The 21,252-nt window shown below is 73.4% G+C and carries 20 protein-coding genes and 1 pseudogene; 11 read left to right on the forward strand and 10 right to left on the reverse strand.

Annotated features, from left to right (window positions below):
• Positions 1-361 precede the first annotated feature (361 nt).
• A complete protein-coding gene (locus tag ACFC1F_RS29290; RefSeq protein WP_376162746.1) occupies positions 362-511 on the forward strand; it encodes a hypothetical protein in 150 nt (49 codons plus the stop codon).
• A gap of 223 nt (positions 512-734) precedes the next feature.
• Complete coding sequence (locus ACFC1F_RS29295; RefSeq protein WP_376162748.1) at positions 735-1,379, forward strand: hypothetical protein; 645 nt, start codon at positions 735-737, stop codon at positions 1,377-1,379.
• A gap of 140 nt (positions 1,380-1,519) precedes the next feature.
• Here the strand turns inward: ACFC1F_RS29295 and ACFC1F_RS29300 are convergent, their stop codons facing one another.
• On the reverse strand, positions 1,520-2,215 hold the full coding sequence (locus tag ACFC1F_RS29300; RefSeq protein WP_376162750.1) for a hypothetical protein: 696 nt from the start codon (positions 2,213-2,215) through the stop codon (positions 1,520-1,522).
• Between the two features lie 393 nt (positions 2,216-2,608).
• On the opposite strand from ACFC1F_RS29300, the gene ACFC1F_RS29305 reads away from it, so the two are divergent.
• The 3 genes from ACFC1F_RS29305 to fabG all read left to right on the forward strand — a co-directional run bounded on the left by ACFC1F_RS29305 (position 2,609) and on the right by fabG (position 4,903).
• Positions 2,609-2,941: a PadR family transcriptional regulator gene (locus tag ACFC1F_RS29305; RefSeq protein WP_209412733.1), complete on the forward strand. Its 333-nt coding sequence runs from the start codon at positions 2,609-2,611 to the stop codon at positions 2,939-2,941.
• The gene (locus ACFC1F_RS29310; RefSeq protein WP_376162752.1) at positions 2,938-3,906 is read left to right on the forward strand and encodes a hypothetical protein; all 969 of its coding nucleotides are present in this window, start codon (positions 2,938-2,940) and stop codon (positions 3,904-3,906) included. The genes ACFC1F_RS29305 and ACFC1F_RS29310 overlap by 4 nt, the downstream gene beginning before the upstream one ends.
• 214 nt (positions 3,907-4,120) lie before the next feature.
• Positions 4,121-4,903 (forward strand): 3-oxoacyl-ACP reductase FabG, encoded by a 783-nt coding sequence (gene fabG / locus ACFC1F_RS29315; RefSeq protein WP_376162754.1) that lies wholly within the window; start codon positions 4,121-4,123, stop codon positions 4,901-4,903.
• Between the two features lie 52 nt (positions 4,904-4,955).
• On the opposite strand, the gene ACFC1F_RS29320 is transcribed toward fabG, so the two are convergent.
• Positions 4,956-5,438, reverse strand: a complete 483-nt coding sequence (locus tag ACFC1F_RS29320; RefSeq protein ID WP_376162756.1) for a DUF6882 domain-containing protein — start codon at positions 5,436-5,438, stop codon at positions 4,956-4,958.
• Between the two features lie 299 nt (positions 5,439-5,737).
• Here ACFC1F_RS29320 and ACFC1F_RS29325 point away from each other — a divergent pair, with 299 nt between their 5' ends.
• The 3 genes from ACFC1F_RS29325 to ACFC1F_RS29335 all read left to right on the forward strand — a co-directional run bounded on the left by ACFC1F_RS29325 (position 5,738) and on the right by ACFC1F_RS29335 (position 8,149).
• Positions 5,738-6,265 carry a MepB family protein gene (locus ACFC1F_RS29325; RefSeq protein WP_209412880.1) on the forward strand — a complete coding sequence of 176 codons (528 nt, stop codon included), beginning with the start codon at positions 5,738-5,740 and terminating at the stop codon, positions 6,263-6,265.
• Positions 6,266-6,464: 199 nt separating this feature from the next.
• Complete coding sequence (locus ACFC1F_RS29330; protein ID WP_376162758.1) at positions 6,465-7,106, forward strand: dihydrofolate reductase family protein; 642 nt, start codon at positions 6,465-6,467, stop codon at positions 7,104-7,106.
• A gap of 314 nt (positions 7,107-7,420) precedes the next feature.
• Positions 7,421-8,149, forward strand: a complete 729-nt coding sequence (locus tag ACFC1F_RS29335; protein ID WP_376162760.1) for an SDR family oxidoreductase — start codon at positions 7,421-7,423, stop codon at positions 8,147-8,149.
• 112 nt (positions 8,150-8,261) lie between these two features.
• Here ACFC1F_RS29335 and ACFC1F_RS29340 read toward each other — a convergent pair whose 3' ends face one another.
• The 6 genes and pseudogenes from ACFC1F_RS29340 to ACFC1F_RS29365 all read right to left on the reverse strand — a co-directional run.
• The gene (locus tag ACFC1F_RS29340) at positions 8,262-8,753 is read right to left on the reverse strand and encodes a hypothetical protein (protein ID WP_376162762.1); all 492 of its coding nucleotides are present in this window, start codon (positions 8,751-8,753) and stop codon (positions 8,262-8,264) included.
• A 265-nt stretch (positions 8,754-9,018) separates the two neighbouring features.
• Positions 9,019-9,393, reverse strand: a complete 375-nt coding sequence (locus tag ACFC1F_RS29345) for a hypothetical protein (RefSeq protein WP_376162764.1) — start codon at positions 9,391-9,393, stop codon at positions 9,019-9,021.
• Between the two features lie 5 nt (positions 9,394-9,398).
• Complete coding sequence (locus ACFC1F_RS29350) at positions 9,399-9,983, reverse strand: hypothetical protein (protein ID WP_376162766.1); 585 nt, start codon at positions 9,981-9,983, stop codon at positions 9,399-9,401.
• 29 nt (positions 9,984-10,012) lie between these two features.
• Positions 10,013-11,017, reverse strand: coding sequence for an alpha/beta fold hydrolase (locus ACFC1F_RS29355; protein ID WP_376162767.1), 1,005 nt, complete (start codon positions 11,015-11,017; stop codon positions 10,013-10,015).
• A complete protein-coding gene (locus ACFC1F_RS29360; protein WP_376162769.1) occupies positions 11,014-11,880 on the reverse strand; it encodes a hypothetical protein in 867 nt (288 codons plus the stop codon). The genes ACFC1F_RS29355 and ACFC1F_RS29360 overlap by 4 nt, the downstream gene beginning before the upstream one ends.
• 419 nt (positions 11,881-12,299) lie before the next feature.
• A pseudogene (locus ACFC1F_RS29365) lies at positions 12,300-12,503 on the reverse strand (hypothetical protein); the annotation flags it as partial.
• 478 nt (positions 12,504-12,981) lie between these two features.
• Here ACFC1F_RS29365 and ACFC1F_RS29370 point away from each other — a divergent pair.
• Positions 12,982-13,797 carry a hypothetical protein gene (locus ACFC1F_RS29370; RefSeq protein WP_376162771.1) on the forward strand — a complete coding sequence of 272 codons (816 nt, stop codon included), beginning with the start codon at positions 12,982-12,984 and terminating at the stop codon, positions 13,795-13,797.
• 103 nt (positions 13,798-13,900) lie between these two features.
• Here ACFC1F_RS29370 and ACFC1F_RS29375 read toward each other — a convergent pair whose 3' ends face one another.
• Positions 13,901-14,983 (reverse strand): ADP-ribosylglycohydrolase family protein, encoded by a 1,083-nt coding sequence (locus ACFC1F_RS29375; protein WP_376162773.1) that lies wholly within the window; start codon positions 14,981-14,983, stop codon positions 13,901-13,903.
• 318 nt (positions 14,984-15,301) lie between these two features.
• On the opposite strand from ACFC1F_RS29375, the gene ACFC1F_RS29380 reads away from it, so the two are divergent.
• Entirely contained in the window at positions 15,302-15,646 is a 345-nt protein-coding gene (locus tag ACFC1F_RS29380; protein ID WP_209412720.1) for a hypothetical protein, read from the forward strand.
• A gap of 110 nt (positions 15,647-15,756) precedes the next feature.
• Here the strand turns inward: ACFC1F_RS29380 and ACFC1F_RS29385 are convergent, their stop codons facing one another.
• Positions 15,757-17,685: an OmpL47-type beta-barrel domain-containing protein gene (locus tag ACFC1F_RS29385; protein ID WP_376162775.1), complete on the reverse strand. Its 1,929-nt coding sequence runs from the start codon at positions 17,683-17,685 to the stop codon at positions 15,757-15,759.
• Between the two features lie 400 nt (positions 17,686-18,085).
• Here ACFC1F_RS29385 and ACFC1F_RS29390 point away from each other — a divergent pair, with 400 nt between their 5' ends.
• The gene (locus ACFC1F_RS29390; protein WP_376162777.1) at positions 18,086-20,908 is read left to right on the forward strand and encodes a M4 family metallopeptidase; all 2,823 of its coding nucleotides are present in this window, start codon (positions 18,086-18,088) and stop codon (positions 20,906-20,908) included.
• Positions 20,909-21,252 lie beyond the last annotated feature (344 nt).

Genomic DNA, 21,252 nt, shown 5'->3' on the forward strand with positions numbered 1-21,252 from the left:
CCCCATCCTGCCGACCGGGACCGACAATCCCGCGGCGCCCGACCACCGCTCAGAGCCCGTTCCCGCCCCCGCATGCCCGGTTCCAACTCCCGGTCTCTCCCGGGGGGGTGCCCCTCCGGGGGGTGCCGAACCCGCCCCGCCACCGGGCGGACCGTCCCGGACACCTGCCCGGCTCCCGGCCGAGCCGGCCGTTCCTTCGAGTCGCCACGTCCGGTGCCGGGCGGCGGTGTTGCCGTCGGGCAGGGTCAGTCGAGCGTCGCGGTGATCCGGCCGGTGCACGGTCTCGCTGTTCCCCTACCTCAGCACGCCGGACGCCGATGTGTCGGCCGGGCCGTCGGTCCGGCGCCCGCAGGCCCGGTGGGTGGCGGTGACGGACCGGCCGGGCGACTTCCCGGTGCCCGGGCACGAGCAGCTGGCGGCGCGGGCCGCCCTGCCGGCGGCCGGTTACGAGGTGGCGGCGGCCGGCGGCGGGGTCACGGTGTACCGGTGGGCCGGGCGCCCGGCGGAGTGATGCGGCGGGGTGACGCGGCGGCCGAAGCACACACCCCCGGCGGTCGGCGCCGTGACCGGCCGAGGCGCGGTCACGGGGCCGGCAGAACGCGCTTGCGCGGCAACCCGATGCCGGCGCGTCCGTGCAGTTGGCGCTTGATCATCCAACCCCGGCACGGTGGGCGCCTCGGCACCGTCGCCCCCGGCAGGCGTCGTGTCAGGGGTGCGCGTTAGCCTCACCGGCCATGGACGACTTCGACAAGACCCTTGACGCCCTGTTCGCCGCGCTCCCCGTGCTCGACGCCGGCGGGGAGCTGCCCGACGACACGCCGTTCCGCCGGATCGAGATGGACTTCGGTACCGGCACCGCCTGGTTCGAGGGCGCGTTCGAGGGCGAGACCGCGGGCTGCCCGGCCGGCAAGGGGCCGCGTCCGGTGTACCTGGTGCTCGACGGCCCGGCCGGGGACCGCGAAGTGCGGGCGATCCTGGTGCAGTACGGCGACACCCGCCCGGTGGAGGCGAGCTGGGACACCGACGGGGTGATCGCCGGCTCCGGCCTGCTGGTACTGCACGGCCGCGACGTCCACGCGGGAACGGACGTCGCCGTGTCGGTGGCCGCCCGTGCGCTGGCCGCGCTGCGGCAGCGCACGCCCGAGGAGGGCCACTGGGACCGCGCCGCCCACCTCGCCGACAGCTTCGCCGAGGCCGGTGTCGACCCCGCGGGCATCCCTTGCGACGCGGCACCCGGTGACTTCGCCGACGGCTGGCTGCTGCTGGACAACGGCCCGGGCGGTGCGGCGCTGGGCTGCCTCGTCGACCCGGACGGCTACTCGCTGGGACCCTGCATGGACGCCGACGGCAACGAGGTCGCCGCCCTGCTGGTCCGCTGACCGGGCCGGTACCCCGCACCGCCCGCCCGGGCGGCCTCCAGCAGCCCCGACACCCCGCCGGCCGGCCCGCACCTGCCCGGCCAGGGCCCGCCGGCGACCTCCCCCGGCGCCGCACCGGCGGTCCGGCCTGCGCGGAGGGGTCAGATCTCACGGGCGACCGACGTGCTGATGGTGGTCACGAACAGCCAGCCGAGGACGGGGACGGCCAGGGTGACGGCGAAGGGCCACTGGGCGAGGCAGAGGAAGAAGCTGCCGAGGAAGGAGAAGAGGGCGATCCAGAAGGCGGCGATCACCGGCACCGCCTGGGCGCTCCCGCGCGGCCAGGCCAAGCCGCACACGACCAGGGCCGACCCCGCCCCGACCAGGAGAGCCAGCTTGAAGGAGCTCAGCCAGGGGATGTCGGGCGGCGAGGCGCGGTGCCCGTGCCAGGAGACCTCGACGAGTCGGCCGTTCCAGATCCTCAGGTCCACGTCGGTGCCGACCTTCGCCCCGTCGTAGAAGGCCTTGCCGACGCTGAAGATCTGGCCGGGCCCGCTCTCGCGTGCCACGGTCAGGTCGTAGCTGTCGCTGTCGCCGGTGTGGTCGATCGTCCGCGCCGTCACCTTGCCGGTCTCGTGGCGCACGCAGGGCGCGCCGGGCGCGGCCGCCGCGGTGCCGCAGCGCGGGGCCGAGCGGTAGGCGTCCACCGATTCGTAGGCGTCCACGAACCGGCTGAAGCCGAGGACGACGGTGGCCAGGCCCGCCAGCAGGAGCAGGCCCCGGGCCAGTGCGCGGACGGCGGCTCCGGAGGCCCGGGTGCGGCCGGGCGGCCTCGCGTCCTCGATCCGTGCGTTCATCGCAGCCCCCTCGTTCGCGTCCGGACACCTCCCCGGTGCCCCAGCAGGATGATTCCAAGGACGTGGACCACCGATGGGTAACGCGGTTGCCTTGTAGCGAAGTTGTGGAACTCCGGCCTGGCGCCGGCGCGGACCGGACGAGGGCCCGCCGCGGCGGCGTCAGGAGCAGCCGGCCGAGGAGAAGCACCCCGGCCCGGGAGGACGGCGGGCACCAGCGGGCCCGGAGGGCGCTGGGAGTCGGGCCTGCCCCGCACCTGCCGGGTGGCGGCGGTGCCGTGCGCCTGTCGCGGGCAACCGGGCTGCGGTTCGGCTGGAGTGACGGATGTTCAGCAACTCCTTGCCCAACACTACGGTGACCGTACTATGGTGGGGGACGTGAAGAACAAACGCTCCATGCAGGAGCCAACCTTCCTTCTCCTCACCGCACTTGCCGATCAGCCCCGGCACGGCTACACGCTCGGTGACGAGGTCGCCGAGATCTCCGGCGGCCGCGTCCGGCTCGGCGCCGGCACCCTGTACGGCACCCTCGACCGCCTGCTGGCCGAGGGGCTGATCCGCGTCGAGCGGGAGGAGACGGTGAACGGCCGCCCCCGGCGGGTGTTCGCCCTCACTCCCGGCGGCGCCGATGCGCTCAAGGCCGAGAGCGAGCGCATGCGGGCCGCCCTGCGCGAGGCGGACCGACGCCTGGCCACGGCCTGGACCCTTCCTGCAGGAGGCACGGCATGACCATGGACCACCACCCCCTGAACAACCGGCTGCTGCGGTGGGCCGTCACCCTCTACCCCGCCTCGTACGGCGCCGGCGCGCGGGCGGAGGTCACCGACCACGCCGAGCGCCACATCGCCCACGCGGGCCGGCTCTCCGGGCTGCGCGAGGTGGCCGACGTCGCCGGTCACGGGGCCCGCGTCCGGCTCGGTCTGACGTCCCACCGCCCCCTGGGCCGGGCGTTCGCCACCGTCGCCCCGTTCGCCGCGGTGCTGGCCGGGACCTACGCGCTGCTCCTTGCCTGGCAGGCCGTCCAGCTCGCCTCCGACCCCGAGTTCTTCGCCTTGTCCGTCACCGGAGCCCAGAAGAACGGCCCCCTGGTGGCGACGGCCGCGCTGGTCGCCGGGCCGGTGCTGATGGCCGGCGCGGTGCTGGCCGGCCGCTGGTCCGCCGCGAGGACCCTCGCTGTGGCCACCGTGGTGGCGACACCGCTGATCCACCTCCTTGCCCGCCCCGGCCTGCTCGGCATGTCGGCCAACGTCGAGCTCTCCTTCGGCCTGAGGCAGAGCGACCTCGCGCTGCTCGTCCTCAACGCCGCCCTGCTCCTGCCGGCACCGCCGGACCGCACCCACCCGCGCTCCACCGCGCCTTGGGCGGTCGCCATCGCCGTCGTGACCGCTCACGTCACCCTGGCCCTCACGGTCCCGTTCGGGGAGAACAACGCCCTGACCGGGTTCGACCTCCTCGCACCGGCCGCCGCCGGCGCCGCCATCGCCTGCACCGCTCGCACCGCAGGCCGCGCGGCACTGGCCACCGCTCTCCTGGCAGCGCCTCTCCTGCTCACCCCTGCGCTGCTGGGCAGCCACCTGTTGGTGCCGCAGCTGCAGCGGGCGACCGTCCTGTACGCCTTCGGCTACGTGATCGCCTTCGGCGTCGTACGACTCACCGCCCGACTCTCCCACCGGGCCCGCCTTTCACGCCCCTGACCGCCACCCGGCACGCCGCACCCTGCACCCTGCACCCTGCCTGACGGTGAGCCGGACAACGGTGTTCCCGGTCCCCTTCCGGGCGCGGGGAGGCCGCCGCCCTGCGGGAGGCGGCCTCCCCGCGGGTGGACACCGCTGCGGCGTCGAAGGGTGATCATTAAGCCGCGGGCTACATCGATTGGCGGCGGGAAGCATGTGGGGTCGACTCTCCCTCATGACACATGCAGCCCAACACGCAGCCCACCCACAGCGCGTGGCGATCGTCACCGGAGCGGCCCGCGGCATCGGCGCCGCCGTCGCCGAGCGACTCGCGCACGACGGCATGGCGGTCACGGTGGTCGACCTCCACGAGGCCGACTGCGCCGACACCGTCGACGCCATCAAGGACGGCGGCGGAGCGGCGGCGGCGTTCGGCTCCGACGTCGACGACGAGACGGCCGTGGCCTCCGCCGTCGCCCGGATCGCCGCCGAGCTGGGACCACCGACCGTACTGGTCAACAACGCCGGCATCGGCGGCCCCAACCTCGGCGTCGAGGAGACCAGCACCCGGCAGTGGGACGCGGTCGTGGGAGTCAGCCTGCGCGGGGCGTTCTTCCTCACCCGGGCCGTGACCCCGTACATGATCGCCGCCGGCTGGGGACGGATCGTCAACATGTCGAGCATCTCCGCGCTCGGCGACGCCGGCCGCGTCGACTACGCCAGCGCCAAGGCCGGCCTCATCGGCTTCACCAAGTCGCTCGCCTTCCAGCTCGGCGGACACGGCATCACCGCCAACGCCATCGGCCCGGGCTTCATCGTCAGCGACATGACCAGGGTCGCGGCCCAGCGGCGAGGCCGCGGCTTCGAGGAGCACCAGCGCATCGTGGCGCAGACCATCCCGGTCGGCCGGGTCGGCCGACCGGAGGACATCGCGCACACCGCGTCCTACCTGGCCAGCCCCGGCGCGGGATTCGTCACCGGCCAGATCATCTACGTCACCGGCGGATCGGTCTACTGACTGCCGGCGACAGCCGTTGCGCCCGCCGCCGGGGCGCGGGCGCCGGTCGCTGTCATCCAGCGGTGAGCGCCAAGTCATGGACCAGGAAGTGGAGTTGCATGTCGTCTGTGGACTCCGCCCACAGCCCCTCGGCGTCGAGCACGGATGCTGCGACCATCCGCGCCTCGGCGACGAGTTCGGGGTGGTAGGCGAAGCCCGGCCACGGCAGGACGGGGTAGTCGTTGTCCTCGCCGAACTGCCGGACCTGCTCGATGTCGCCCACGACTGCGGGCGGAAGCGACTCGTTGGCCCATGACCACAGCCAGGACTGCTGAGCGAGGCTGACGCTGCCGATCATCGTGAGTCGGCCGGTGAGGAACACCTTCCCGTCGCGCGACCACGTGATGTGCGCATCGTCCATCGACCATTGGTACTGCACGTCACCCGACAGTCCGAAGCGTTCGACCATGAGGGCCTGCCGGGTGCGGGCACGCTCGCGGGCCGCGAGCACGACGTCCTCCCATCCGGTGTGGTCATGCTTCGAGCGGTCGTCCACTTCGCCTCCTCGTACAGAACTGTCGGTAAGATCATCCCATTCGCGCAGGTGGCAAAGGGTCTGCGGGCTCGTGGCCCTGACGGTAGAAGCCGGCCGGGTCAGCAACCTCCCTCCACAGCACGGCGGGATCGGCAGATCGTCCAACCCCGCGCCGCCCGGCACCGCCGGGCCCGCCAGGGGGATGCAACCACCGGTCGGGGCCGAGGACCTCCTGCACCGCCCCCGGCCCCGACCGCCTGCGCCGCTTCGGCTCGGCGGGCGCCACCCCGGTACGCCGGGGGCGATGGCAGGATGACGGGATGGTGATGAATCAGCCATGGGCGGCGGGGCTGCACGGCGACCTGCTGGCGGCGAAGGCATTGGTGTACGACCCGGGCTGTTTCACATGTTCGCTGCCGGTGGCCGAACCGGAGAGCGCCGAATACGCGGCCTGCGGATTCACGATCGACGGCCGCTCGGTCCGGTTCCGCGTGGCCAGAACCACCCCGACGAAGGTGGGCCAGTTCGTCACCGCGTGGCAGCGGTCCGAGGAGGGGCCGATCCGGCCCTTCGACGCCGCCGACGAGGTGGACCTCCTCGTCATCAGCAGCCGCGACGAGAACGGCTTCGGGCAGTTCGTGTTCCCGCGTGAGGTGCTCTGCGAGCGCGACATCGTTTCCCGCAACGGCTCCGGCGGGAAACGAGGCTTCCGCGTCTACCCGCCGTGGGTGGCCACGACGAACCGGCAGGCCCGCAGCACACAGGCATGGCAGGTCGACTACTTCCTCCACATCGGCCAGGACGGGCCCACCGACGTGACCCGCGCCCACGCCCTCTACCACCCGTAGGTGCCCCCTCCGGTCCCACGACTCCCCCTGACCCGCCCGGGAGGGCGACGCCCCGGGCGGCGGGCGCCGCCGGGGCGGGCGGGGTACCGGACGCGGCAGTCGGCGGGTACGGAAACCGGGTACCGGCGTGGCGATGAGTTTTCCGGCCCCGGCAGGTCTACATCTCGATCGGGACGACCAACTCATCGGGAGTACAGACATGGGCCTCATCCACATCGAGCTGTTCGCGACCCTCGACCTCGTCGGGCAGGCGCCCGGCGGACCCGACGAGGACCCGGCGGGGTTCCCGTTCGGCGGCTGGCAGGCGCCCCTGCTGAACGAGGTCACAGGGGCACAGATCCTCGCCGCGTACGAGGGCACGGACGCCCTCCTGCTCGGCCGGCGGACGTACGACATCTTCGCCGCCTACTGGCCGCACCAGAAGGACGGCGAGATCGCCGAGCTCTTCAACCGCGTCCCCAAGTACGTGGCCTCCCGCGGCACGCCCGACCTCCCGTGGGCCGGGTCCACGCGGCTCGGCCCGAACCTGGCCGCCGCGGTGCGCGGGATCCGCGACCGGCACGAGAACGTGAAGGTCGTCGGGAGCCTGGACCTGGTGCAGACCCTCCTGCGGGAGAAGCTCTTCGACCGTCTCGACCTCTGGGTCCACCCGATCGTGCTCGGCGTCGGGAAGAAGGTGTTCGACGGCGGCGCCGTGCCCACGAACCTCACACTCCTCGAACCACCGGCGGCCGGCCCGAACGGCACCGTCTACCTGCGCTACGGGCTCGCCGACGGCATCCCCGGCACGGGCGACATGAGCGCACCCGACCGCGGCCTCGGACACGACGACCACCGGTGACCCGATGCCCCGATGACTGCCGGTGACCCGGTGATCCGGTGACCACCGCCGACACCCACGAGAGCGCCCCGGGCGTCGACTCGTCACGGTGACCACGACGCACCACTCGCCCGGCCCGCGGGCGGGCCGACGATGCCCTCCCGGCCCGCCACGCCGGGGTGCTTCGGCCCGGAAGCACCCCGGTCGGCCGGCGGGACGGCGGGCGGCGTGCCGGGTCCGTCCTCGTCCGTGAGTTCGGCGCACCGGACGGGGGCCCGGTGCCGCGCTGGATAGGATCACGGTGATCATCACGCTGAGCAGGGGGAGGTGTTCCCGTGGATCTCACAGGGCGCACGGTGGCGGTGACGGGGGCCGGGCGCGGGTTCGGGCGGGCGTTGGCCCTTCAGGCAGGCCGGTTGGGTGCGCGCGTGTTCGTGTCCGCGCGTTCTCTGACGACGGCCCGGAAGGTGGCTGCCGAGATGGCGGCCGACAGCGGCGCGCAGGCTGACGCGTTCGCCTGCGACCTGGCCGATCCGGCCTCCGTCCGGGCCTTCGCCGATGGAATGGCCGCCCGCACCGACCGGGTGGACGTGCTGATCAACAACGGCGCCCGCTACCTGGACGGTCCCGATCTCTGGGACGCCGACGACGACGCGATCACCGACACCATCGCCTCGGGAGCCACCGGCACGCTCCTGATGGTCAAGCACGTCCTACCGCTGCTGCGCGCTTCCGTCGGGGCGGACCTGGTCAACCTGGTCTCCTCGGCCGCGGAACCCCGGGACCACCGCTCCCGGGCGCACCCCGCCTTCTACGCCGCCAAAGCCGCCCAGGCCGGCTTCGCCGACGTCCTCTCCCACCGGCTGCGCCCCGAGGGCATCCGCGTCATCTCGCTCTACCCCCCGGACTTCGTGGACGGCGACCCGCTCGACCCCGGCTGGGATCACGCTTCCCGGACCACAAGCGATCCGCTGACCGCGCAATCCGTCCTCGACTGCGTCCTGTTCGCGATCAACCAGCCGCGGGACTGCTTCATCCGCTCCTTCCACTTCGAGCAGTTGTAGGAGCCTGTCCGGACCGGGCATGACCGGGCATGACCGGCCCGGCCCTGCCAACCGGGCCTCACCGGGCCACGGCTCTCACGGCGACGAGCCGCGCCGCCCGGACGGCTCACGGTCAGTGGTCGACCCGGAGGTGCAGGACGGTCGCCCACTCGTCGGACGCCAACAGGAGTTGCCGCGTCCACAGGGCGCCCGGGTTCGCGAGGATGACGGCGACCTCGGCGGCGGTCCGGACCGGGCCGAGGTGCGACTCGATCAGGTCGGCGATGCCATACGCGAGTTCGCCGGCCTGCCTGATCTGGTCGGGTGTGCGTTCGACGAACTGGTACCAGGGCATCAGCCCGCTCTCGGTCGCAGCCCGGTGCACGACCTCCCGCCAGCTTCGGGCCGGCTCCAACACGGACAGGACCGAGCCGAACTCGTCCCGCCAGTAACCCGCGTCGAGCACCGCCTGGACAAGTTTCCCGATGTCGTCCCGCCCGGATGCCGCCACCGCGACAACCGGGTACAGCTGAACGGACACCACGTGGTTGATGTCGTCGAGCAGTTCTTCGAGCGGCTCGGCCGCAGCCTCGACCGCCGCAGGAGCGTCCAACGGGTTCAGCACCGGCCAGGCCCTTTCTCCACAGCGGCCGGGCCTGTCGGGCCCCTGCGGCACGATTCCTGCCGCGGGCAGCTTCTACGACCAGTCTTCTATGACTACTACGGTGCGTCCAGCCCGATGTTGCCCGCCGCCCGAACCGCCCCGGCCGAGGCACCGGGCGGCGGCCACCGAGCCGGCCACCCGCACGGAGACCGACCCGCACATCACGACCGGCGCATCACGCGTCACGACCGGCGCATCACCGATCCACGCATCACCGGCCCGCGCGTCACCGGCCCGCCACTGCAGTCCTGCGGACGCGCAGCAGTTCGCCCACCGACGCGCTCTCGGAGAACACGCCCGGAGCCGGGCCGCCATCAGCCCCCGCGGCGGCAGCATCACGGCCCTCCCCGCCCAGCATCGCCTCCTCCGTGAAATTCACGATGGCGTCCAGGATGTTGTCGCCGATGTCCGACTGGACGTCCGACTGGACGTCCTGGGCCTCCCGGACGTCCTCGCCGAGATCCTGAGTGCCCTGAACGTCCTCGCCGGCGTCCGCGCACAACGTGGGCGGGGCCGAGGCCCCAACCAGGCCCGTCCCCGCCCCCGACCCGACGGCACGGTCGGCGAACCTGGTCACCGCCGATACCTTCACCTCGAACATCCGAATCACTCTCCTCCACTTCTCGCAGGAGTCCCGCTCACGCCGGGACCGGTGTCCAGGTCGTGGAAATCGGAGACGAAGAGGATCTCCGGCTCGACTTCCTGCTCGTACGCCGCCGCCCTGGCGATGGCGAACTGGGTCTGCCACGCACCGGATTCGTGGGGGACCCCGAACGTGGCGACGTTCAGCAGCGCCAGGTAGGGGATGGTGGTCTTCCACTGCCTGGCCTCGGCGCTCCGCCGCCTGATGACCGCCATCTCCCTCGCGGCGTCGAGCAGCGCCTTCTCCACCCGGCGGTGCGGAGCCCACAGGACGTGAACCGCCCTGCGCTCCTGGGCGACGTCCAACTCACGCCATAGCCCGACCTGCCCGCCGGAGAGCCTGTCCCGCACCAGGATGTGCAGATCGTGCATGGAAGGGGTCGGCCCGAAGAAGCGGTAGTTGGGGACGACCCTGCCGGCCCACTTCAGGCGGACGAGGACGCTCCTGCCCAGGCCCATCTGGCGCAGCACGGTGAGACCGCCCCACCCGCACAGGACCGCGTACAGCAGTTGACGGGCTATCGGCCTGGTGATCGTCGCAGCAGCCATGGTCTCGGCACCTCTCGCCGCAGTCCTCGTCACCCGTTGTCGATGACCCAGTGGATGGCGTCGGTCACCCTCGCGGCGTGCGACCGGTCGGTGAGCAGCGAGTCGTGGCGGGCCCCCGCCACGATCTGTGACCGGCTGACGCGCGACAGCGCCCCGAGTTCGCGCTGGAGCCCGGCGTACGCGGGATCCTGTTCGTGCGTCACGGCCGCGGAGACCACCGCGACCGGGCACGGTGTCACCGAGGCCAGCAGCGCGGCCCGGCGCGACCAGTCGGCCTGGCTGAGGCCGAGCTCGCCGCGTGCGGCGCGCAGCGAGGAGAACCGGAACATCGCCTGCGCCGTCGGGCCGGACACCCGTGCCGGCAGGAGCGTCAGGGCCTCGGCCGCCGCACCGCCCACGGGAAGCCCGAGGGCGGCCCGCGTGATCATCCGGTCCAGGGACTGCCGGAACAGGGGCAGGCCCGCCCGCTGCCTGGGTGATCGCCGGTACTGATCGGGGTGGGCGGAGTCCACGAACACCAGGCCGGCGGTCAGTTCGGGGTGTCGTTCGGCGAAGATCCTGGTCAGCAGCCCGCCGACCGAGTGGCCCACCAGGACGAACGGGGCGCGCGCGCCGGCCCGCGCGAGGACCGCGAGCAGATGGTCCGGGTACCGGGCACCGTCCAGCCCGGTGCGTCCTGCGGCGCTCCATCCGATGCCGGGCCGGTCGTACGCCACGGCGTGGGTGTCTTGGCGGAGCTGTTCGAGGACCCAGCTCCAGACCGTGGCGGGGTGGCCCAGGCCGCTCTCCAGCACGACGGTCGGTGCCTGTGCCGGCCTGTCGGGCGGTGCCTGTCCCGGCCGGTCGAGCAGGTGCAGTGCACGGCCGCCCACCCGTACGACCCGGCCCGGCGCGGGCGACGGTGCGCCGCTCTTTCTCAGCTCCGTGACGACGACTCCCACCGCCGTGGTGAGCACGGCGCCGGCCATCAGCCGGTCCTGGACGGCGCTGCTGCGGCTCCGGGTGCCGGCCTCGGCCGTGTGGTGGGTGTTCACGGGCGCAGCGACCGGGACACGTGGGCGATCGCCGGGTAGGTGGCCGTGAACGCCCAGAGGAAGCGGTTCAGCCCCATGAACCTGCCGTTGACGAGGTGGAAGAAGACACCCGCGCCCAGGATGCCCCGGGCCACCGGTCTGGGCGCGACCAGCACCAGGGGGAACGTCAGCTCGCCGAGGATCACGCCCCAGGCCACGGCGCGGGCAACGGCGGGGTGGAGGCGCAGCAACCGGTGCAGCCCCTTGTCCCCGTAGACGCGGGTGCGGAGGATCCCGGTGATGGCGGAGCCGTCGCGCCACACCGGGGAGACCAGCTTGATCGCCCCGGCGGCGGCGTAGGCCACGCACGCCTGGAAGGCGATGAACCGGATGCACGCCTCCCGCGCCCGGTCGTCGCCGGGGAACGCCTTCTCCAGGGTCGCGACCAGGAAGGTGATCATGGAGATGTTGTCCGAGCCGTCGTAGCCGTAGTACTGGCGCACCTGCATGCCGGCGGCGGTGCCGGTGAGGGTGAGGAGCAGCGCGGCGCGTTCCCTGCGGTGCGGCCGGCCCAGCAGCAGCCTGGCCGCAGCCGTCAGCCGCACCTGCGGGATCACGACGACCCGCGGGTATTCCAGCAGCCTGGACACGTACGTCAGCGGGAACCGTTCGATGCCGCGGAACCGGGTCTGGTTCACCCTCCAGGAGAAGATGCCGTCGTCACTCAGCGCGGACGAGGCGGCGAGCTGCTCCAGTGCCCCGATCAGGGCGCCCATGGCGCCGATCTTCTCGATCCTCACGAGGACCCGGTCCGCGGCGGCGGCCTCGGCGGCGGCCTCACCGCCGCCTTCCGGCCTGCCGACGGCCTGGGGGATCCAGTTCACCGGTGGCATGCGACCTCCGAAAGAACGCCACTGCTGTGCCGTGCAGTTCAGTGCAGTTCAGTCACCTGCTGTTACGGATGTCCCCCACATGGCCCTACCGTTCCACCGTGGCCGATGTCCGCGGCGACTGCAAGCCGGGTGTACGGAGGCCTGCCAACCGCGGTGACCAGCAGTAACGTTCAGGGCCTCTTCCTCGCTCGGCGGGGCGGGCGCGGCTTCACCGCCGGCCCGCGCGACGCCGCCGGGCGGCCGCACGGGCCGCTCGGCGACTCGACCGGCGACTCGACCGGCGCCAGGCGCGCCGCCGACGCCAGGGCCGCGATGCCGGTCCGGTTCAGGACGGCAGCGTCTTGCTCGCCAGTACCCTCCCCTGGGCGTCGTACGCGGCGAGCCTGATGTCCTGGAGCGGGAGTACCTTCGACCTTCGCCAGGGTCGCCTGCACCACGTCCTCGGCCTCGTGGTAGTCGCCTGTGAGCAGGTAGGCGGTGCGCACCAGCCGCCGCCAGCGCGTGGCGGCGAACCCCTCGAAGTCGAGCCCCCGCAGGCCGGGGCCGCCCGCGGCCGGTGCCGTGACGGGCCGCGGCCGGTCCTCCACCGGGTTGTGCACTACGCTCGCGGTCATCCAATTCCTCTTCGCGTCCGCGCGACGACCCGATCGGGCCCTCGCTCTGCCCTACTCACCGCCGCGGCGCCGCAAGGGTTGCACGGCCCTGTCGGCGAGTACGGGCTCCGGCTCGACTTCCCGCGTCCTGTCGTCGGCTGAGGGGTCGTGAACTGCTTGCAGTTGAGTGTGCGCGGGGAACGTTGCACGGTCCCTGGTCGCCGTACAGGCCGGACTGCCGGGATCGTCCGGAGGGCGAGTGCCGGGGGCCGGGCGCTGGCCGGGCCCTGCGGGGCGGTGGACGACTCGCGCGGCCCGGCCGCCGGCACCGGAGCAGCCCCGGCCGCCGGCATTGCGGCGGCTGCCCGACGACGCCGGCCTGGTCCCCGGCTGTTCTCCCCGGTCGGACCGGGACAGTCGCGACGTGTGGCTGCGGGTGGCCGGGCGCCCGGAGCAAATCCGTTGGCACCGAGAGCCTTCGGACGACAAGACTGCGCTGGTGAACACCCTGCCGCCGTTGCCAGGCCCGCTCCCTCCGCCGGTACCGGACCCGCGTGTCCGCGACATCGTTCTCGACTACGCGGGCATGGACGCCCTGGTGGCCGACCTGGTTCTGCCCGGCGGCGCGTCGGTGTACGTCATGAGCGCGATGGAGACGTCCCGCGAACTCATCCGGCACTCCTACTACCGGTACGAGTTCGCCACCGTCGCCGTCACGCATTCCCTGTTCGCCCTGGAGCACGTCATGGCCGAGCGTCTGGCCGTCGACCAACCGCTTCAGGAGCTCATCGAGCGGGCCGGCGGCGCAGGGCTCGTCCCGGCCGAACTCGCTGCCGAGCTCGACCGCTGCCGTCTGCTGCGCGACGAACTCCTGCGGGGCTCCGTGACCAGTGCCGCCCTCGGCCCGGCCAGGGCCGTCGCCATGGTGCGTGCCGTCTTCGAGGCTGTTTCGCTGCTGCTCCGCCCACCGTCTGGGGTGGAAACGGCAGTTGTCGACGTGAACCGGGCGCAGCCCGAGGACCGGCTCACCCTGCTGTGGGAGGAGCACCGGCGCGCACCGTACCCCGACGGTTTCCGCGGCATCGACATCGAGGGCGTGGAGCTGATCCTCGTGGACGCCGACGTCGCCGGCCTCGTCCGGCGGGAGCTGGACGGTGGGCTCGACGACGGTGGCATTGCCGTCCTCTGGGCGTGCATCGCCGACCTCGACAAGGTCGTGCCCCTGATCGAATCGGAGTACTGCGCCTCCTACTTCGCGAAACTCCGGGCGATGGCCGGGCTCGCGGCAGCACGCCACATCCCCACTGCGACGTGACCGGTGGAGCCGGCACCGGGCTCTCCCACGACCCTCGCCAGGGTCTGGCCCGGTCGGGTTCGATGATGCTTTCGGGGTGCCCGACGGACCTCCCGCCCCGCTGTCACCAGCCGGGGTAGCGGTTCCACCAGTGCGGGTCGCGGGCCGGTACGTACTCGCCGCCGCCGGGCGAGTCGACGTACTCCTGGAGCAGGTCACGTGCCAGGGTGTCGAGCACCCAGGCGAGTTCGAGCCGGCTGAGCAGCTCGACGGGCAACGCGTCGACGCCGTGCGCGGCACCGAGCAGCGCGCCGGCGGTGGACGCCACCGACTCGCCGTCCGGCGCGCCGGCCGCGAACCGCAGTGCGGCGCCCACGGTGTCGCGGCCGGGGAAGCGGGAGACCACGAAGAGGGCGCCGAGCAGCGCCGCGGAGGCCGTCGCCTCCGGGGCCGTCCAGGCAAGCTGCCCGGGGTCCGGGACGCCACCGGGTGCCTTCAGCAGGTCCAGAACCGTGTCCGGGCTCGCCGAGTGCGGCATCGGCAGGGAGCGGACCAGCGCATCGACGGGGTGGTCACCGCCCGGACCGGAGGTCGTCCACGCCCGGAAGGGATCGTCCTCGGTGAGGCAGTGGGAGACGAGTCCCGTCGCCCCCAGAACCGCGTCCTGTGCGTCCGGGGCGCCGTGGGTGAGCGCGGCCGTCTCGCGGATCGCTGCGACGCAGGCCGGCCCGGAGAGGAGCCCCAGCAGTCCGAGGGGCAGACTCCGGGTGAGCGCGTGGGCGCCCCGGCTGTCGGAGACCGGCTTCGTCAGGGTCCCCGGTGTCAGTGCGGTCAAGGCGGCGACGGTGGCGGGCGCCGAGCCGCGGCGCTCGCCGAGAGCGGGCACCTGGGCGAGCCAGCCGTCCGGCCACCGGCCGCCACCGCCGCCCGTCCAGCGCTCGGAGATCCGTCCCGGCTCGATGCCCTGCAGGAAGGCCCAACGGCAGTACGCGTGCCAGACCACGGTCGGCGCGTGGCAGATGCCCTTGTGGTTCATCCGCATCGAGGCGCGGATCGCACCCTCGATGGTGAAGGCCGCCAGCTGGGTACTGACACCGATCCGCAACGGCCCCTCGGCCGGCCACCGGCCCCGGACCACCCCTGCCGCGTCTCCCAACGCCGACCCGAGCACCAGCCCCCGCACCCGCGCCTCACTCACGGCCGTCATCCGCCCCGCCCCCCTCTGTGTCATGCCGCCGACTCCCCCATGACATCCCATCACAGGGACGCCCCCGCAAGGCCGGCAAGGGAGCACGACGCCGTCGCCGTCGCGCCGGGCACCATCGCGCCGGGCACCGTCGCGAACACCCCCCGCGGGCGGCGAAACCCCAACCTCGTATCGGAGGGAAGCGGCGCAGGAGCACCGCCCCGCTTCGTTGCACGTGCTCGGACACTCCTCTGACCCGCCGCCCGCACCGGATGTGACGACGCGGCCGCAGGGATTCGGGGGGTGCCGCGACGGCTCGGGGCACGCCAGACTGACGCCATGCTGATCTCTGCCCGGCTTGGCCGGCCCCTGCTGCGGTTCTGGACGACGACCCGCGCCAACTTCTACGCCGATGACCAGGCGGCCCGGTGGACCGCGCGGGCGGCCTGGCTGCTGGTGACCGCGTCGATGTGGCTGGTGCTGATGTTCACGGTGGTGTGGGGGGCGATGGTGGCCGGGGCGCCGTCCGGCACGGTGGTCGTGCTGACGGTGGGCCTGGCCCTCGCGGTGCCGGTCGTGTCGATGGCCGCCGTCACGTCCGGGCCGAGGGGCGGGATGGGGGCGCCGGCCCTGACCGCGCTGGTCCTGCTGGGCGCGGTGGTGCTCGGCTTCTGGCTGGGCTGACCGGGACCGGGGGCCGTCGTGACACCCCTGCCGCACCGCGGCCCCGGGCCACCTCACGGTGACCCGGGGCCGGGTGCTCGGTCCGGATGGTCCGTCAGGTACCGGCCGGATCAACCCTCCTGGGAGCCGTCGGAGGCGTCCCGGGGTTCCGCGTCGTGCGGGTCGCAGTCGATGCGGATCTCCAGGCAGTGCTCCTGCTCCACGTTCTGCGCGTGGTCGTCCGAGCGGTACTCGACCTCGTGGCGGCCGTCGCCGCTCACCGTGAAGGGCCCGGTGTAGCGCGTCCACTCGCCGCCGTCGACCCGGTAGTCGGTCATCGCGACGCCGCTGATGTCGTCGGTGGCGTCGAGGGTGACCAGGACGTCCGAGTGGTAGACGCCGTGCCGGTCGGGGCGCGGGTCGGTGCGCGCGGTGGTGACCGGCGGCAGGACGTCGAGCGGCAGCTCCATCCCGGCCTCCTCCAGGGTCATCTCGTTCTCCTCGGTCGGTGCCGGGACCCCGGCCGCGCCCGAGTGGGCGATCGAGCCGCCGCGCAGCTGGATGCTGCCCCAGTCGTCGTGGCCGCTCAGCGCGGTCTGGGACCCGTCGTTGTTGGTGTCGAACGCGACGGTGCCCTGGGGGTTGATCATGCCGTCGCAGTTCCAGTCGACCTGGCCGGCACTCGCCTGGACGGTGACGAAGCGGGAGCCCTGCTTGGTGTTCGGGCACCAGTGCGTGACGTCGTAGCCGGCGGTGCTGGCCGGGAACTGGCGCTCGTTCAGCGTCGGCTCGTTCAGCGAGCCCACCGCGCGGGAGTAGTCCATGACCCCGGTGGTGGTGCCGACCGACAGGCCGCCCATCTGGTAGGAGTAGTTCATCACGCTGAAGTACTGCGGCTGGTGGTTGGGCGTGTCGGCGTTCCCGGCGTGCTTGAGGCCCAGGTCGTGTCCCAGCTCGTGCATCAGCGTGCCGGCCTGCTGGTTGGTGCTGCCGACCTGGTTGTCGAAGCTGCCCAGGCTGACGATGAAGTCACTGCCCGGCACGCCGGCGGCGACGCCGCTGTAGGTGACGCCGGGCTGGAGGTTGTGCGCCGCGATGGCGTAGTGGAAGAGCGAGCTCCGCCCGGTGCTGATGAAGCCGCCCGCGGCCGTCTTGATCTTGTTGAAGGCGTCCCACAGGTAGCGCCCGTTGGCGTCGACCGTCCCGAGGTTGGCCGCCTCGGTCTGCTTCTTCGCCTTGCTGAGCGTCCCCCAGGTGGTGTTCTTGGTGAAGTCGAGGATGCTGTCCGGCCCCGCGTCGACGTGCAGGTTGATCCCGGTGGTGGGGCTGTGCCGGTTGAACGGGGAGTTCTTGAAGGCGTCGACGACCTTCCTGATCGCGTCGTTGGTGAGCGCGTGGCTGTGGGTGGCGTCGGCCATCCAGTCGACCTGGACGAAGACGTCCGGCTTGTTCACGTCGGCGCCCATGGCCTTGAGGTCGATGAACTGGTCGGGGCTGCCGTCGCTGGGCTTGATCGTGACGCCGTTGCGCTTCCAGTCGTCCGGGATCCCGTCGCAGGTGGTGGAGTTGCAGTCGACCGTGAAGGTGACGGGGGTGAAGGGGTCGGTACCCCCGGTGTGGCTCGCCACGTAGCCGGTGGGCGCGGTCTCGGTGAGGGTGTTCGGCGCGTCGAGCGGGGCCGGGACGTTCCAGCCGAACGTGATCACGGTGCCCTGGCTCTCACCGCCCACCTGGTAGCTGACGGTCCCCGACGCGCCGTTGGAACCGTTGCACACGCCGACGTTGAACTGCCCGGTTCCGCCGAGGGCGGCGAGCCGCGCCGGCGGGTTGGTGTTGGCGCAGCCGTCGGTGACCTGGAGGTTGGCGAGGGTCAGGTCGCGGTCGCTGCTGTTGACGAGGTTCACCCCGAGCAGGCCGCCCGCCCGGCGCGCGGCCGCGGCGGGGGTGATGGCGGCGACGAGGGTGAGCAGGGCGAGGGCCAGCACGAACAGTGGCGCCAGGCCGTGGTGCCGGATGGTCCGCGGGAGCGCGGCGACACCGGGAGAGCGATCTGTGGTCATGCCGTCACGCTAGGTACCGGCCCGCCGCGGACCTGTCATGACCCGTCGGACAGTCACCCCGTCGGCGGCGCACCGATCACACCGCCGGCGCCCCACCGCCGCCGGGAGGGCCCGCCGCCCGACCGACACGGCGGGGCGGGGCGGCCGGGCCTTCCCGGCGTCCGTCGGCGCCGCTTCGACGGGGATCCGGCGGGGATCCGACGCGGAGGGGCGCCTCGGCCGACGAGTGCCAGTCGCCTGCATATGCAGTCGATCGACATATTCAGGGGGATGGCCTATGTTGGTCCGCATGACGGACCGCCGGCTCCGGAGAACGGACGAGCCGTGGGGTGGGCGTCCGCCGTTCAGATGTGGTCCGGCATGCCGCCGGACCGCCCGTTTCCCCGTGGGAGGGACCGCAGTGCATCACCGTTCCCGTACGCCCGGACCCAGGCTGCTCGGTATCGCGATCGCCGCCGTGCTCAGCCTCGGCGCGGGCGTGCCACCAGCGTTCGCCGGGCCCGCCGCCGGACCGGCCGGGGGGCCGTCCTCCGGCGCCGACCCGGTGCCCGGGCTGGTCGCCGGCTCCGAGACCATCGCTCCGCAGCTGGTCACCGGCCTGGACGACGCGGCCCCCGGCGACAACCCGGCCGACGCGGCCCGTGCCCACCTGGCCGCCCATCAGGACCGCTACCGGGTCGACCCCGCGCAGCTCGCCGAGGCCGGGACCGGGCAGGCCGTCGACGGCCGGCGCACCGTCAGGTTCGAGCAGCGGCACGGCGGCATACCGGTCTTCGGGGCCAGGTACCTGGTCCACCTGGTCGGCGAGGGTGCCGGACAGCGGGTCGAGTCGGTCGGCGGCAAGTTCTTCACCGGCCTCACCGCCCCGACCGCGCAGACCGTGCCGGACGAGGTGTTGCGCCGGCTCGCGATCGGCGCACTCCAGGACCCCGCGGCGCGCGAGGGCGCCGCCGTCGAGGACCACGGCCTGGTGGTGCTGCCCGGTGGCGCCGGCCGGCTCGCCCGCCACTTCACCGTTCGCGGTGCCGTCGCGGAGCCCTGGGCGGCGAAGGCGCGCGAGGTGTTCGTGGACGCCACCGTCGGCGAGGTGGCCCTCAGCTACGAGGTCCGCGACCGGTACCCGCTCGGCGCCCCGGACGCCAAGTCCGCCCCCGCCTCCCCCGCCGCCAAGGCCGCCCCCTCCGCCGAGGCCGCCTCCCCGGCAGCCGGGGCGGCCGGCCTCGAACCCGCCACCGGCACCGCCCCGGACGCCTTCGGCCACCCGGCCCAGGTGAACATCGGCCGCCTCCCGGACGGCACCTACCAGCTCGTCGACCTCACCCGCCCCGCCGCCATCACCACCTACGACGCGGCCGGCCGGGATGTCACGGACTTCGACCGCGCCCTGCCCGCCGACGCCCGCCCGGCCGCCTCGGCGAGCCCCGGCTTCCCGGCCTCCACCGGTACCAGCGGCGCCACCGACGCCCACCTGAACGCCGCCGCCGTGTACGACTTCTACCGCGACCGCCTGGGCCGCGACGGGATCGACGGCAAGGCCGGACCGATCACCTCCGTCGTCAACGTCACCAGCTCCGGCCAGCCGCTGGAGAACGCCTACTGGGACGGCGAGAAGATGATCTACAGCGGTGGCAGCGAGAAGCGCCACCCGTTCTCCGTCGCGCGTGACGTCGCCGGGCACGAGATGACCCACGGCGTCGTCAAGCACACGGCGGAGCTCGTCAACCTCGGCCAGTCCGGCGCACTCGACGAGGCCCTCGCGGACTACTTCGGCAACGCGATCGAGGTGACCAGCCGCGGCATCCCGATGACCGACCCGAGGGCCGCACTGCTCGGCGAGGGCCTCTGCCGCACCGGCACCCCGCAGGCCTGCGCCGACCGCAGGATGGACGACCGGCGCACCACCGTCGCCGACTACATCGGCGCACCGGCCGGTGTCGACAACGGCGGCGTGCACCTCAACTCCACCATCTTCTCCGGGGCGTTGTGGGACATCCGGCGCACCCTCGACCCGCTCCTCGCCGACCGCCTGGTCTACCGCGCGCTCGCCGAGTACCTCACCCCGCTGGACGACTTCGTCGACGCCCGCAACGCGGTGCTCGCCGCCGGCCGCGCCCTCGGCCTCGACCGCGCCCAGCTCCGTACCGTGGCCGGCGCGTTCGACGCGCACGGGGTCAAGGACGGCTGGCAGCGCCGGATCGGCGTGGACAGCCGACCGCTGCTGCGCGAGCTCTCCACCGAGAGCGTCGCACCCGATGTCGCCGCCGGCCGCTGGGTGGCGGCCACCGCGGGCAAGGGTGCCAAGGGCAGCATGGCCGTGCACGCGGGAACCGTCAGCGGCTCCGCCGAGCCCGCCCGGCTCAGCCCGGAGGACGGCCGCTCGCACGGCTGGCCCGCCACCGACGGCACGTCCGCCGCGTGGGTGGCCATGGGTCCGGGCGCCGACGGCACCTGGGGCATGGAGGTGCTGGCCCGGCCGCTCGACGGCGGCCCGGTGCGCAGCGTCCACCGCGCGGCGAACCAGTTCGTCAGCGACGTGCGGATCTCCGGAGGCGACGTGGCCTTCGTGGCGAACGACTACGCCGCCGGTCTGACCGGGCCCGTGCTGTCCCGCAACGGTGCCCCGGCGGTGCGGATTCCGCTGCCGGACGGCCACCGCGCCTCGGACCTCTCGCTCAAGGACGGCCTCCTCGCCTGGACGGAGAGCTGGCAGGCCGGTGAACGGACGGTGAGCGCGCCGACCGTCTACTCGACCGCCGCCGGCAAGGTCGTCGCCCAGTACGTGGTGGACGACGCGGACGCCACCGCCCCCGGGACCGTGGTCACCGGCACCCGCCTCGCCGGTGGCCGGCTGCTCTGGGTGCAGACGCCCGGCGACCGGGCGAAGGGCAGCGCGATCCGCTCCGGTGCCCTGGACGGTTCCGGCGTGACCGACCTCCTGCCCGGCGGCACCGCCGAGCCGCGCCGGATCACCACCCTGACCGCCTCCGACCAGGCGGTCACCTTCGGCGTCGCCGGTGGCCGGGTGACCGGCGGCACGAAGAACGCCGACCTGCCGAAGCTCTGGCAGCTGCCGCTCACCGGTGGCACCCCCGAGCGGGTCTCCTGCAACCGTGGCGGCCAGTACGCCCCGGCGGCCGACCGGGGCACCCGGGTGATCTGGCTGGACGCCACGGCGGGCCGCACGGATCTGGTCGTGCGCGAGCGCGCGGCCGGCACCTGCTGACCGGGCGGCTGCCCCGGGGGCCGTTCCAGGGCGCCTGAGCCCTGGCGCCCGGCCCCCGCCCGCTCCCCCGGTCACCCGCCCGGCCGCACCCCCGTGGCGGCCGGGCGGGTTCTCGCGGCAGGCTGAGCGGGTGACGACGACGCGAGCGTCCTCCTCCGCAGGTCTCCGAGCTGTTCTCCAGGGGGCGGTGCGGACGGCGGGCAGGGCCGCCGGCGGGCCCGGCTGCCGTCAGGACGCCGCTGTGGCAACGGCCGCGGCGGTGGTGGGGGGGACCACCGCCGCCTGGGTGGGGCGGTTCGGGTGGGGGTGGGGGTGGGGCGCGCCGTGGCGCTGGGGGTGTGGGG

The sequence above is a fragment of the Kitasatospora sp. NPDC056181 genome, from assembly GCF_042266225.1.
GTDB lineage: Bacteria > Actinomycetota > Actinomycetes > Streptomycetales > Streptomycetaceae > Kitasatospora.

Coding starts and splice junctions, on each gene's coding strand:
- ACFC1F_RS29295 (WP_376162748.1), top strand. CDS start 735: ATGGACGACTTCGACAAGACCCTTGACGCCCTGTTCGCCGCGCTCCCC.
- ACFC1F_RS29300 (WP_376162750.1), bottom strand. CDS start 2,215: ATGAACGCACGGATCGAGGACGCGAGGCCGCCCGGCCGCACCCGGGCC.
- ACFC1F_RS29305 (WP_209412733.1), top strand. CDS start 2,609: ATGCAGGAGCCAACCTTCCTTCTCCTCACCGCACTTGCCGATCAGCCC.
- ACFC1F_RS29310 (WP_376162752.1), top strand. CDS start 2,938: ATGACCATGGACCACCACCCCCTGAACAACCGGCTGCTGCGGTGGGCC.
- fabG (WP_376162754.1), top strand. CDS start 4,121: ATGACACATGCAGCCCAACACGCAGCCCACCCACAGCGCGTGGCGATC.
- ACFC1F_RS29325 (WP_209412880.1), top strand. CDS start 5,738: ATGGTGATGAATCAGCCATGGGCGGCGGGGCTGCACGGCGACCTGCTG.
- ACFC1F_RS29330 (WP_376162758.1), top strand. CDS start 6,465: ATGGGCCTCATCCACATCGAGCTGTTCGCGACCCTCGACCTCGTCGGG.
- ACFC1F_RS29345 (WP_376162764.1), bottom strand. CDS start 9,393: ATGTTCGAGGTGAAGGTATCGGCGGTGACCAGGTTCGCCGACCGTGCC.
- ACFC1F_RS29350 (WP_376162766.1), bottom strand. CDS start 9,983: ATGGCTGCTGCGACGATCACCAGGCCGATAGCCCGTCAACTGCTGTAC.
- ACFC1F_RS29375 (WP_376162773.1), bottom strand. CDS start 14,983: ATGACGGCCGTGAGTGAGGCGCGGGTGCGGGGGCTGGTGCTCGGGTCG.
- ACFC1F_RS29380 (WP_209412720.1), top strand. CDS start 15,302: ATGCTGATCTCTGCCCGGCTTGGCCGGCCCCTGCTGCGGTTCTGGACG.
- ACFC1F_RS29385 (WP_376162775.1), bottom strand. CDS start 17,685: ATGACCACAGATCGCTCTCCCGGTGTCGCCGCGCTCCCGCGGACCATC.